The organism is Granulicatella sp., assembly GCF_057274575.1.
Genome location: NZ_DBHISP010000004.1, coordinates 51,268 through 64,576 on the forward strand (window position 1 = coordinate 51,268; position 13,309 = coordinate 64,576).

General features: G+C 36.1%; 15 protein-coding genes. 3 read left to right on the plus strand and 12 right to left on the minus strand.

The features are described 5' to 3' along the window. Positions 1 to 111: 111 nt before the first annotated feature. From ACO5V7_RS03245 to ACO5V7_RS03255, 3 genes are read left to right on the plus strand one after another with little or no spacing between them, the layout of a single operon-like run. Positions 112 to 585: an S-ribosylhomocysteine lyase gene (locus tag ACO5V7_RS03245; RefSeq protein ID WP_039848953.1), complete on the plus strand. Its 474-nt coding sequence runs from the start codon at positions 112 to 114 to the stop codon at positions 583 to 585. 51 nt (positions 586 to 636) lie between these two features. Then, positions 637 to 1,524: a MetQ/NlpA family ABC transporter substrate-binding protein gene (locus ACO5V7_RS03250; RefSeq protein WP_485485026.1), complete on the plus strand. Its 888-nt coding sequence runs from the start codon at positions 637 to 639 to the stop codon at positions 1,522 to 1,524. Between the two features lie 3 nt (positions 1,525 to 1,527). Then, positions 1,528 to 2,220: a 5'-methylthioadenosine/adenosylhomocysteine nucleosidase gene (locus tag ACO5V7_RS03255; protein WP_485485027.1), complete on the plus strand. Its 693-nt coding sequence runs from the start codon at positions 1,528 to 1,530 to the stop codon at positions 2,218 to 2,220. Between the two features lie 101 nt (positions 2,221 to 2,321). Here ACO5V7_RS03255 and ACO5V7_RS03260 read toward each other — a convergent pair whose 3' ends face one another. From ACO5V7_RS03260 to ACO5V7_RS03315, 12 genes are all read right to left on the minus strand, one after another. Then, entirely contained in the window at positions 2,322 to 3,098 is a 777-nt protein-coding gene (locus ACO5V7_RS03260; RefSeq protein WP_485485028.1) for a DUF2971 domain-containing protein, read from the minus strand. Between the two features lie 84 nt (positions 3,099 to 3,182). Then, a complete protein-coding gene (locus ACO5V7_RS03265; protein WP_485485029.1) occupies positions 3,183 to 4,109 on the minus strand; it encodes a 2-dehydropantoate 2-reductase in 927 nt (308 codons plus the stop codon). 228 nt (positions 4,110 to 4,337) lie between these two features. Further along, positions 4,338 to 4,799 (minus strand): Dps family protein, encoded by a 462-nt coding sequence (locus tag ACO5V7_RS03270; protein ID WP_444283490.1) that lies wholly within the window; start codon positions 4,797 to 4,799, stop codon positions 4,338 to 4,340. Between the two features lie 119 nt (positions 4,800 to 4,918). After that, on the minus strand, positions 4,919 to 5,935 hold the full coding sequence (locus tag ACO5V7_RS03275; protein ID WP_485485030.1) for an amidase family protein: 1,017 nt from the start codon (positions 5,933 to 5,935) through the stop codon (positions 4,919 to 4,921). Positions 5,936 to 5,944: 9 nt separating this feature from the next. After that, positions 5,945 to 7,159 (minus strand): phosphopentomutase, encoded by a 1,215-nt coding sequence (locus ACO5V7_RS03280; protein WP_485485031.1) that lies wholly within the window; start codon positions 7,157 to 7,159, stop codon positions 5,945 to 5,947. 4 nt (positions 7,160 to 7,163) lie between these two features. Further along, the gene (locus ACO5V7_RS03285) at positions 7,164 to 8,318 is read right to left on the minus strand and encodes an alanine racemase (protein WP_485485032.1); all 1,155 of its coding nucleotides are present in this window, start codon (positions 8,316 to 8,318) and stop codon (positions 7,164 to 7,166) included. Beyond that, complete coding sequence (locus ACO5V7_RS03290) at positions 8,308 to 8,676, minus strand: hypothetical protein (RefSeq protein ID WP_485485033.1); 369 nt, start codon at positions 8,674 to 8,676, stop codon at positions 8,308 to 8,310. The genes ACO5V7_RS03285 and ACO5V7_RS03290 overlap by 11 nt, the downstream gene beginning before the upstream one ends. A 13-nt stretch (positions 8,677 to 8,689) precedes the next feature. Further along, positions 8,690 to 9,613, minus strand: coding sequence for a GntR family transcriptional regulator YhfZ (gene yhfZ / locus ACO5V7_RS03295; protein WP_485485034.1), 924 nt, complete (start codon positions 9,611 to 9,613; stop codon positions 8,690 to 8,692). A gap of 14 nt (positions 9,614 to 9,627) precedes the next feature. Further along, positions 9,628 to 10,725: an aminotransferase class V-fold PLP-dependent enzyme gene (locus ACO5V7_RS03300; RefSeq protein ID WP_485485035.1), complete on the minus strand. Its 1,098-nt coding sequence runs from the start codon at positions 10,723 to 10,725 to the stop codon at positions 9,628 to 9,630. Then, positions 10,722 to 11,609, minus strand: coding sequence for a phosphotriesterase family protein (locus tag ACO5V7_RS03305; protein ID WP_485485036.1), 888 nt, complete (start codon positions 11,607 to 11,609; stop codon positions 10,722 to 10,724). Before ACO5V7_RS03305 ends, ACO5V7_RS03300 begins: the two co-directional genes overlap by 4 nt. Positions 11,610 to 11,621: 12 nt before the next feature. Next, positions 11,622 to 12,926, minus strand: coding sequence for a YhfT family protein (locus ACO5V7_RS03310; RefSeq protein ID WP_485485037.1), 1,305 nt, complete (start codon positions 12,924 to 12,926; stop codon positions 11,622 to 11,624). Between the two features lie 20 nt (positions 12,927 to 12,946). Then, on the minus strand, positions 12,947 to 13,309 hold the full coding sequence (locus tag ACO5V7_RS03315) for a DUF2620 domain-containing protein (protein ID WP_298647546.1): 363 nt from the start codon (positions 13,307 to 13,309) through the stop codon (positions 12,947 to 12,949).

The window sequence follows — 13,309 nt, forward strand, 5'->3', positions numbered from 1 at the left end:
TCTATCTATAAGAAGACTGTAAAAGCGCCACCACAACTTCAACTCGTCCTTTTAGCGTAGGCTAGAAGTGCGAGCTTTTTTTATTTTGTTTCAATGATTGGAGGAATAAACATGGCTGAAGTAGAAAGCTTTACACTTGACCACAACAAGGTCATCGCTCCCTATGTTCGATTAATCGCGAATGAGCATGGAAGAAAAGGAGATGTGATTTCAAATTTTGATATCCGTTTCTTACAACCAAATAAACAAGAAATGCCAACGGGTGTTGTCCATACCTTTGAGCACCTATTAGCTGATCTATTAAGAGACCGATTAGAAGGAATTATCGACATTTCTCCTTTTGGATGCCGTACAGGATTCCACTTAATTTTATGGGAAGAGCGCTCACCGGAAGATATCGCACGCGCATTGAAATCAACGCTAGAAGAAATCGTTGAGAAGATTCAATTCAAAGATATTCAAGGCGTCTCCGCCGTTCAGTGCGGAAACTACCGTGACCATTCATTATTTGGCGCAAAAGAATACGCCAAACAAGTATTAGAACAAGGTATTAGTATCGATCCTTTCGAGAGAAAAGTCATTTAACCACTCATTCAGTAAGAAACATTAGACACCTAGACTGGAGGAACTCCCCATATGAAATTAAAAACGATTGCTAAATCCCTTATCGCTCTCTCTACCGCATTCGTCTTAGGCGCTTGCGGCAATACCACTGCTTCAAGCTCTCAAGCTCCGCAAGGCTCAGAGGCTTCAAGCAGTGAACCTAAAACCGTTAAAATTGCTTCCGTTGGTTCTGATGCGGATATATGGAGACATATTGCCGAGTCTGAACAAGCTAAAAAAGCAGGTCTTAAAATCGAAGTACAAGAAATCAATGGAGGCGTTCCTTTAAACGAGAGCGTAGCAGATGGAACCGTCGATGCCAACGCATTCCAATCCATTGGATACTTGCAAGGATTTAACGAAGCGAATTCCAACAAACTCGTTCCAATCGGTACGACTTATATCGAACCAATGGGGCTTTACTCTAAGAAGGTGAAAAGTCTAAACGACTTACCAAAGGGTGCAAAAATTGCACTTCCAGATAGTCCATATAATGCGACTCGTGCCCTTCGTTTATTAGAAAGTGCCGGACTAATTAAACTATCTAGTTCTTTCAAAGACGGAACGGGAACTACCAGTGATATCGTTGAAAACAAGAAAAACTTTGAGTTCTTAATGATTGATGATACGACTAGCGTACGTGTCTTAGACGATGCTGATTTAATCGCAATCGGAAACACCATCGCACTTGAAGGTGGATTAAATGTATTAAAAGATGCTTTATTCTATGAAAAAGCGGATGAATCAACCATTACTAGTATCAATGTAATTGTTGTGAAGGCAGAGAATGCCAATAAAGAAGAATACAAAAAATTAGTAGAACTTTACCACGATCCAGAAATCCAAAAATACATTTCTGAACAATTCGCAGGAACTAAGGTAGAAGTAAGTAAACCTATTTCTGATGTATGGGGGAAATAATTCATGAAGATTGCAATTGTTGCTGCCATGAAAGAAGAACTCCTTCCGTTTGAAAAGCACTTTTCTCCGGGAAACGTCATCTTTTCAAAAGGACCTATTCGTATTTTAGAAGTGCATGAGAATCTGATTCTCGTTCAATCTGGTATTGGAAAAGCGAATGCTGCTGCGGCTGGTGCTTGGTTATGCGATAAAGTCCATCCGGATCTCATCATTAACACCGGGACAACAGGAAGTTTTAATCCAGAATTAGGCTTAGCAGACGTGATTGTCTCTACGAAATTTGCCTATAGCGATGTGGATGCAACCGGATTCGACTACGCATGGGGACAAGTTCCTCAAATGCCAGCTGATTACCCTGTCGATGTAAAATTACAACAAAAAGTACTCACGCTTCTTCGCGAACAAATCCAAAATTTCTCAGTCCATAGCGGTTTTATCGCGACAAGTGATTCCTTTATGAGTTCGGTTGATACGGTTGAGAACATTCGTGCTAAATTACCGGATATCACAGCCAGCGACATGGAAGCAGCGCCTATTGCGCAAGTGGCTAGTTTCTATGACATCCCTGTGTTGAACATCCGTGGTATCAGTGATCATGTTGGCGGAGACGCTCCGGGTACTTTCGAGGAAACCCTTGAAAAAGCTTCACAAAACGCATTCGAAGCAGTACGGATACTTGTTGAGAACTTCTTATAAATCTTCCTAGATTTACGCAAACGCTAACCGCAAAAAGGAGCTAGGCTACTTGCCTCGCTCCTTTTTGTGTTCTTAATATCTATCTATGAAATCTAATTCATCTAACGGATTTCTAAACTACTGTCTTTAAAACTGATATTAAAATTAAGTAAATTCGCTATTTTCTTTATTTCTTCTTTTTCATCGTTGGAACATCTTGGTCCGAAAACTACTGTAAAATTATTAAAAATATTAAAATTTAATAAAAGATCTATATGTTCTAATTCCGTAGAAACATTTCTCAATTTATTAAATATAGCCTCCCCAAAATCTCCGCGAGTACTTGCCATGAAATCTTCCATTTCTTTATAACTCCATGGTAAACAAGTGATTGCAAATCTACATTCTTTTTGAAAACTCCAATCTGACGATTTACATTTCCCCATTTCACTAAAATCGATAAAAAGTCCTGTTCCATTTGAAGATACAATATAAGGATTCAGTTTACGTTCATCATCAGTATACTCAATATCAAAAAACATCGGCATCCTATCACCGGTCGGCATCACTTTACCAAATGAGAAAAACTCACTTCCTGGAATATCAATATCTAAAGGCGGAACAAACACTGGTAAGGTTGGAACTACTTTATCTCCAAAGCGCATTGGAACAGACAAAAAAACATCTTCAATTTTTTCAAATTCAATTCCAATCATTACCCCTTTATAGTTATCGCCATACCCATTCCATTGCGGCCTATTTTCATCTAAAGCGGTCCAGCATGAAACATAAGTCATTCTACCCGCATTACCAAAATCTGCTGTTCTTTCTTCCTTTACGTCGTCTACTAAACCCAAACTCTTAAATCTTAATGTACGGTTCAATAAAATTAATTTCAACGTCTCTACAGACGTATAATGATATATTTTTTTCAATTAAATCACCCAATTCAACAAGTTTCTCCTAACATAATGTTAAACCTTCTATTTAACTTTCAAAATATCTTCTTTTGCATGAATAAATTCTGTAATCAATTGACAGTAAGGCGTTGGAATGCCATATTCCTTCCCTTTTCTAGCAACAAATCCATTCAAGAAGTCTACTTCAGTAAAGCGGTGATTTTGAATTAAATCTTGGTGCATTGAAGGATAGTGACTACGAACTTTATTAGACGCAGTATACACATAATCTTTCATTGCAGCTGGATCAAGATGCACACCTTCTTTTTCCGCAACAGCGACAAATTCAGCAATAATTTGCGTTACAATCGCTTCGGCTGTTGAAGTATCAAAAACTTCACCGATGTTGGCATCTAAGATGGCACATGTTGCGTTCATCGTACCGTTTACGCACGCTTTACGCCATGTTGAAAAATGAACGTCTTCGCTGTAGCTTGCGTTCAAGCCCGCTTTGTCCATCACTTCTACTAATTCTTTAGCAATCGCCACACCACTTGGGTCAGCTGCTTGCATTTCTACTGTACCAGTTCCGCCTAAACGCGCTACCCCTGGTTCAATCAGACCCGCAGTCCAAATCGTAACTCCCATAATAATGTTTTTACGAGGAACATATTTTGCCATTGTGTCTTCATGACCTAGACCATTTAAAAGACAAAGTACTTTCGTATCTTCGTGGATAATTGGTTTAATTTTTTCTAGCATTTCGCCTAATTTCATTGATTTCGTAAAGGCAATGACTACATCTACCTCATCTGTTGCTTCTTCTGGTCGAACAATTTTAATGTCAATGGTATCTGTATTTTCGCCATCAACGACTTTCAACCCATTTTTTTGGATCACTTCGATATGCTCTGGCCATTCATCGATCAGCGTCACCTCTTGTCCTGTTTTTGTTAACATGTAGCCAAAACGGCACCCCATTGCTCCTGCTCCTGCAATCGCGATTTTCATTATAACTCCCCTTTTCTCTTAAACGGTTAATTTGTAATCCTCTGGTTGAATCCATTTTAACACTTTTTCAAACAAATGAACGATGTTTAGTGAAATTAGTGCAACGACGAAAATGAGTACCAGAAAATCAGATTGATCGCATTCTAACTGCCCTCGGCACTGTTAGTTTTTTTATTCTTGTAAAAGAAAAAGGCCGGACAAACTGCCCAGCCCTAGAGTCTTCAAAAATTATAATCCTGGTGCTTCGTTGATAGTTGCTGTAAGCATCCAAACTAATTTTTCTAATGCACCTTTTGCACCTGTGAAGATATCTTGCGTAACATCGTCGCCTTCTTCACCAGCTACTTCAATACCTTTTTGGTAAAGGTCGATTAAGTAACGGTATCCTACTAATAAATGACGGATACGGTCTTCCATGCTGTCGCTGTAGTTTCCTTTAGCGTCGGCAATCTTAGTATTTTCAGCAAATTCACGTAATGTTGAATAAGGTGCACCACCTAATGTGATTAAACGTTCTGATACTTCATCTAATTGAGCGTCTAACATTTCCATATGTTGATCCATTAATGGATGCATTGTGATAAAAGTAGCTCCGCGCATGTACCAGTGAGCTTGGTGAACGATTACTGATTGTTGGCTTAAATCAGCCACTAATTGATTTAATACTTGTTTTGTTTGTTCTTTTGACATTTCTCTATTACCTCTTTCTTATTTAGAATTATTCTAATTTATGTTTAAATTATATCCTATTTTTTATGAGTTGTCAATAGATGAGTTCGAAAAAAGGGTTAGATTTTTCTAACCCTTAACTAGTTACTGTATCCATTCATAAAGTAATTTTTATAATTCAAAAAGTATCTTTCAGATAATTCATCATTTTCTCTATACAAACCTTTTGCGATTATAAAAGATTTTCTTACCGCAGAAACATTATTAGTATCACACAAAATCACATAAGCTGTAGACAATTCACCACTAGGAACAGTTAAAGCAAAGCAGTTTGCCATATTAGCAATTCGGAGAAAACCTTTATTGGCAGCAACCTGAATTTCTTTGGTTCTAGCATCAAAATGTCCAAAGACACTATCTCCAAATCCATTCAAATCTACAGGCCCTTCTTTGCTCACAATGATATCGTATTTCTCCAATAATCTTTTTGTAGTTTCTATCAATGCTAAACGTTCATTATCATATTTCCCTTCAAACGAGCTAACTTCAACATTCTCGTCCTTCAGAAAATTACAGATTTTTTCATCATCAACCAATATTTTCGTTTCTAGATTTGAACTTTCTAAATCCCTTAAATTTACATATAATTCTTGAAGTAACTTTAGATTTTTAGATATTAAACCGATAGATGGCATAAATGAAATTCCATCTGTTGATATTTTATCTTTTTCTCTTTTTCGTTCTTCTCGAAATAACGCGGGATCAATTAAAGAAAATAAATTCAGTGAGATAGCAGGAGCTAAAACTGAACCTCCACCATCTGTACCCACACCTATATCATTTATTCCCAAGAAAACATTGATTGCTGTTCCGCTAGAAGAGCCTGTCATAGCCAAACCAGTTATTGGATTCTTTAAATCAATATCAATTGCTCGACCACCTAAACTAGACTTATCTCTAGTATGCAAATAATACGAACATTGATTTAATCTTGTTTCCATCTCGTCAGTTAACCATAGACTATTTTTGACTCCAAAATAATACCCATCATGATTAGAAATCTCATCAAAAGCCAAGGGATATACCCTATCTACTGATTTTAACGGATTCTTCATCGCAAGCATTGTTTTATAAGCGTATTTTTGTATTTTTTCCATAGTAAAAACCTATTTTTCAAAAATTCTATTTAAGAAGGAATGGCCATGCTGAGGAGCTTCTACATTAAAATATTCCCCGACAGTAGCTGCAACATCAGCCATAGTATCTCGCTCTCCAACATATTTTCCCGTAATACCAGGACTGTATATTAGAAGAGGGACTCTTTCTCTCGTATGATTGCTGTGCCCGATTGTTGGATCATTTCCATGATCCGCCATCACAATTAATATATCACCAATATTTAATTCCGGTAGCAATTTAGCAATGCGTTGATCGCTCACTTCTAATCGGTTCGCATATCTCTCCACATCTTCAGCATGACCGGCTAAATCAGTTTCTTGAATATTTAATGCAATAAACCCATTTTCTATACTCTTAACTTCTTCCATTAAACAGTCAAACAAATATTCAGAGTCTACACCTGGGAAGAGTCTTGTGCTTGTTGTTTGTATGATATCCGCAATTTTACCTAAGAAAGAGACTGTAATTCCTTTCTTATCTAAAATCGTCGGTATCTGAACATTCTTATCAATTCCATATCCCAGATGAACCACTTGATATCCGTGGTTATAAACTCCTGATTCTGGAGCATCTACTCCTGCTATCTTATTATTTTTTATTTTTCTAGCCAACAAAAGATTATCCAGGGTAATTTGTTCTCCTCCAAAAGTGATAACCCGCGATACTTGAACAACCTCTCTAACAACATGTCCAATCTTACTTAACTCTTCAAAGCTAATTAAATCTAAGCAAGCTGAAACGTTGTAAACTTGGCCATAATCTGTTTCCAAATTATCGCCTACGGTTGCTACTTCGTTCACAACAAGAATTTGTAATCCCGGATCTCCAACACGTCTAACTTTATAACCGTATTTTAATAGATTTTTTTCAACTTCATCTATTTTTTCATTAAACGGTTGAATCAACGGAACTTTCGGAGTAGTACCCATTATTTCTTGATGTCCTAAAAAAGAATCGGCTCCATAATGAGTTAAATTGGCTGTCCCATAATTAGCCGTATCCGAAAATTTATGTTCTCCGACTTCCTCACCAATAGCGTTCATAAGTCCTAATTTTTTTAACGTAGGAATTTTTATATCAGGTTTTGATTGAATGATATGTTTTGCTGTATTACTTCCAACATCTCTAGGTCTTACCTCTACACAATCATCCATTGCTCCTACACCAAAACTATCTAAAACAATCAGAATAAATCTTCCCATTTTTTCACCTTCTCACTTTATTTCCCAAACTATCGTAAATCCCAACTAAATGAGGCTCCCCACTCTGTAATCCTGAAACAATAGCCAAATCACTTCGAGTAACAAAAATCTGTGTTCTAAAAGAACCAATCACAGTTGCTCCAACCGGATGTTCATTTTTTGTTTCAATATAATAGTCGATACTCTCATCTTTCAGAGGAAGAACTACATCAAAAGCAACATTATCCGCATCCACGACTTCGACATTTTTAAAATGTCCTCGTCTATAATATCCACCACCATAAAAATACGAATGGCCATCTAAATTATGAGAGATTTCGCTAACATATACTAAAGCTGGTATTTCTGGCAGATCCTGTACAGCATGAAGTGGAGTGGTTCCCGTTAAGGCATGTCCAGGTTCACCTTGATGCCCCCCTAGCTTACGAATCTCTGGAATCGTTACGGAACAAGTAGCAGATGGCATATTTAAGATTGATTGAATTCCTTCTTTTTCAAGAATCACTTTCGCTTTTTCTATTGTTTTCATGTTATTGGTTGGAATTATATTTTCTTTACCGTCAAATAAAAAACAAGGGAAAGAAGTTAATCCACCTATCTCTACCCAGTCAGACTCCTTAACAATAGAGATGACATCATTTAAATCAGACAGGTGAAACCCACCGTATTGACCATCATATATATTGTCATCTTTCTCAATGACTTTTAACAACAGCTTCTGATGTTTTTTTAATCGATTCGCAACACGAATAATCTGCTGAACCTTTTCAACTGAATACACGGTAATGTAATCTGTTCCATAAGAAATGATTTTCTCCAACAAGGCATCCGGAATTTGTACTAGATGTCCCACATTCCCTAAAGACAAGCCCTCTTCCATCATCCGTAAAGCTTCTTTATAGTCAACAACAACAGCCTTTTTTATATCTGTATTTTCAGCAATCGCCCTTGCTATAAATGGATTTCTTCCAATCTGTTTAAGCATATAATAAAGCTCAACATCTTCTTTATTTGCGATTTCAGACATATATTTTGCGTTTTGAATAACCGCATCTAAATCAATCACATAAGTATCCGGGAGGATTTCACCATCTTGATGCAGCTTGACTGCAAAATCGACTAAAGATCGATTTCTTCTATTCACAAGATTAAGAAACATCTTTGTCACCTTCTAACAAATTCAATAAATGAAGATAAATAAATTCTAATTCATTCTCTGAATACACTTCTTCACCGATATAATTTGATAAGCGACTCCAAACTATTTTACATTCAGCAAAATTATGATGGTTACTAACTTCATTTCGAACGATTTCTTCCATTTTGGCATCCAATACTTCATTTTTTCTGCGTCTAGATTCCGCCATTGCTAAATGAATAAGAAATACTTCGACCTTCGTTTCATCATTAATCTTCATTTCGTTTTGAAAAAAAACACTAGCCTTCAATATATATTTTTTTGTATCTTCATCTATAACATCCGCCACTACCAGAACATCTAATTTCTCTTCTAGCATGAACTCACCCCTTTTAATATTGAGGAATCATCTCATTATTTTTCACTTTTTCTTGAATCTCAATTATTTTATCTGTAGCTATACTTTGATTAAAGAACGCTCTAAGAGAATCGTCATCTTTGTGAACCACAACAACTGCGGATGTCATGTCATCAATCCACTGATTGTGTTTTAATTTCGAATAGCTTAAATCAGAATAATCTTTATCCATTAATTCATCTAAATTCCAAACACCTACATCTACAATTCCTTTTCTTAACGCTGATAAAATTTGGAATCCTGGCATTTCAACTAATTTAACATTTTTACCTTTTACAACTTCTTCAGTTAGTAGGTATTGGTCGATTGAATTATAATCAATAGCTACTTTCTTGCTTTCAATAGTCTTATCAGTATTTTCACTTGAATAGACAATAACATGCTCGCTTAAATAACTGTTTTTTCCGAATTCTAGTGCTATTTCTAGCGGTTCACGATTACGAACAGATTGTTTTGCAGCAAATTTAGAAACAATTGCAAAACGGTAAAACTTGCTCGTAACTGCTTTTATTCTTTCTTTAGAACCACGAATATAACCTAAGTTTAATAGAACATGATTATTGCGGAATTCTTCGTAAATTCCGGTTGCTAAACCTTCATAGAGTTTAGAGTATGGCAAAGTCATCGTCCCGAGAACCGTTTCTGACAATGCATAAGATTGTAATATTTCATAATTAATTTCTGAAATAAACGAACCCTGGTGCCCTTTACTGATTAATTTAAAAGCCCCCTCGCTCTTTAAATAAGAAATCGCATTTTGAACTGTACCACGAGCTACTTCTAAATCTTCCTGATATTCAGAAATACTCGGCACTTTATCTCCTACAGATTTCTTTAAAAAATCCGATGCGATAGCATTTATTACTTGACCTTTTTTCATTAAAAACTTTTCTACCATACTCTTCCTCTTTTTTACTCTTTTACTTTTTCTATTGATTCTTTGAGTATTCTTAAAATAGTTTTAGCCCCAGAGCGATTCGGATTAATACGAATCAATCTTTTTTCTGCAGTCGGATCAGCATTTCTAAAAGTCCCCGAAACTCTATAAAATAGAGGACAAAACTCATATTGCGACTCTGCACCTACAGGATACGGCAATGCGCCTAATTTTGTTGCTTCCTCAATAACTTCTTCAGCAAGTGGATCTTTTAATTCGACAATCAAAACTCTTGATTGAGCATTCACTATATTTGCTTCCTTAACACCCTCAATAGCTCCTTTATTTAGTAACTCACAAACTTCTTCACCGACTTTTGCAGAAATAGCTTGAGAAACTGGAACATATATCATTCCTTTCAAAACATCTAGAGCTTCATGACCTTGGACTTGTCCTCCACCAGAATAGTTTTCTTTTTTCAAACTTTGTATCGCTTCTGAATTTCCTACTACACAACCAATTCCTTCTGGACCTAAGAGCTTAAATGTTGAAAAGCAAGAAATATCAGCTCCATACTCTACCCCTATTTTATCTGTTTTAAAAACCGAGTAGTTGTCATCTGTAATCACAAATATATCCGGGCGCAACTCTTTAATTGTTTTAATTACAGTTTCAGCTTCATAAGAATCTGAAGGAAGCTGTCTTGTAATTTGAACTAGAGCCGATGTTATTTCTTTACTTTTTATAATATCTTTCAGAGCATTTAAATCGTTAAAGTCTACTTTTTCATATGTGATACCTAGCATTTCAAAACTCGCATTTGTAGTAGGATAAATGGGCGCATCATGAATTAATATTTTCTTTTTGCGATCAACACCCGCATGTAACGCCAGTCTTATCGCATTTGTTCCTGAACCTCTAACTAATAGCGCCTCATCTGAATCAAAAAAATTCGCAATAACCTTTTCAACCTTTCTTGTATACACAGGTTGATTCAGACCTTTCACTACTCCTAAATCTCCCCTAGTTAAAATTTCATTTCCAGGAAAGACTTTTGTAATCTCGTCTATTAGTCTGAATTGCATTTCTTGCGCTTCTGCGAGTGTCAAACTTTTTAAAGGATAACTTTTCATTTTTTACTCCTTGTCAAAAATTGTTTAGGATTTTCCATTAACATTTTACGAATGAATTTGTCTGACACTCCACCTTCTCGTAACATTGGTACAAAACGATCTAACAGATAAGAATACCCTATTCCACCTTGGTATTCTAGATTTGATTTTCGAGTAATATCCATAGATAAGAACACCTTATCTTCATAACCTCTTTTTTCGATTTCCCTTAACATTTCTACTCTCAATAAGTCTGGTTGATAATTTTCTTTGCCAACAGTATCAAACTCTACATAGACGCCTTCATCTAACATCTTAAGAATATAATTTACATCTCCTGTTAAATCTACATGTCCAATAATCACTCTATCTAAGTCTACCTTCTCTTTTTTAAAGAAGGCAACTTGTTCGTGACCATATGTTCCCAGGGTTGTATGAGTGGTAATTGGTACTCCCAACTCTTTATGAACAATTGACGAAGCAAGAAAAACCTTTCTCTCTCTATCAGTCATTGTATTTTTACTAGTCCCTATTTCGCCAATAATTTGAGCTTTTATATTGGTACCATCAATTCCTTCAAGAATCTCTCTACGCATTAAATCAGCTAATTCTTCAACACTAGCATCTGTTACAAAATCCGGTAAAAATTTATCTTGATAAAAGCCTGTCGCTTGAATGATATTAATCTTACTAAGCTCAGCAACTTTTTGAACATATAACGGATTTCTTCTCATATCAAGGTTCGTAACATCTACGATGTTACGAACCCCCTTATCATATAATTTTTTAAATTCTTCTACTGTTTCATCAAAGCAATTTAAGTTAGTATCATCAATATTTTTTAATCTAGATAAATCAATGGTCGTATGCTCGTGCATATAAGTAATTCCATCTATGAACGTCATATCAACAATCTCCTATCCAGCAACTGGTGTGAATAATCCAACCATGTAAAGAATATTAACAATAATTCCTAAACTGATTGCTGCAACTGGTCCAATTGCTAGTTCAACAATAGGGCTTTTAGCCTTTCTATTTAGAAGAAGCAATCCGATTACCCAGAAGTATCCAATCCCAGGTGCGATTTTTTCAGATGCAATAGCACCACCAACTAATAAAGCCACTTCTAAGACTTTATTCATTGCTGTACGAATATGTTCACCCATTTCACGAATTCCAGGGAATTTATCTAATCCTTTAGCCACTAACGCTAACAATTGTACTTCAACAAACATCAATGCAGCACCGGCAACAAAAGCAACTAATGGATTACCATTTAGCAACATCCCTACGACAAATACAAATGTCGCACCAGCAGGGCTATAAACCCCTGTTACAATTGCTGTTGAGAACACTAATGGAATAAATCCAATTCCTCGAGCAAACGCAGCTAATGCAGCTTCACTAATTTTTCCTTCAGTCAATAATTTTAATGAAATTGGGTCTCCAGCAAGGATCATTAGACTAGTAGAAGCAGATACAAGTCCACCTGTGATAGATAACCAAATCCAATTTTTCTTAATTCTATTTACACGTTCTAAGAAGACACTAACTAAGGTTTCGTTAGAATTGCTTCCGTCTCCTTTAACTTGCATTGCAAATACAATCATAAAGATCATACCAACAAGTAATGACATACCTTCAGCACTCAATTTAATAGTAACAGCATCTAGTTTAATGGTTCCATATTGTTTTACTGTGAATAGCGCTAATAATGTAGCAACTAAAGTAATGGCCGCTTTTTTAAACCCATGTTGGCTAGCAATTGCAATCGCAGGGAAAATACTAAATCCAACTACAATTGGACTACCTACAGAAGATAGAGCTGGCATAAAGTTCACAGGTAGCATGTTAAATAAATCGACAATAGCTTGAAGCCCTAAAACAAGTCCAACACCATACAAAGCACCTAAAACACCTGAAATTGCTAATCCAACTTTTCCTTCAGGCGCCCAAGAACCAATGATATCAGTCATTAGCAAGATACTATGAACTAAAATGATAGAAGCACCAATTGAAACAGGAATACCAAAACCAATAACTAGACCAAAACTCAACGCAAAACTTGTTGCCGCTAATTCTTTTTTACCAATCTTTTTCTCCAAATACTCTGGTAAGATAGGTCTCAATCCATCATTAAATACTGCGATTCCTTTATTCGCAAGAATCGAACAAAGAGCTCCCAACAGAGCGATTACAACTAATTCTAAAGTTTTATCCATCTTAATCCCCTCAATTTCTTTTAAATTTTATTTAGTTCATCCATGATAATTGGAACCACATCATTTTTATGTTGAGCTGTGAATCCAAAAGCCTTCTTGCCACTACGAACACTTTCTCTGATTTCCTCTTCAGGAATAATTTTCCCCGGCATTGAAACTGTCACGCAGTTATCTCTTCCTAATAGCGCTAGAGCCATTGCCAAAGCTCCACCGCCACCCGTATTACACGCTCCGATATAATAATCTGCCGCACCTGTTTTAATAGCCATCGCAGCGTCTAAGTCACTTTTTACATCAACGGTGTACTCTGGTAATCCATATTGGATTACCAAAGCTTTCACTTCTTCTTTATCAATCTGCCCACCAACTACAATTCTCTTCAT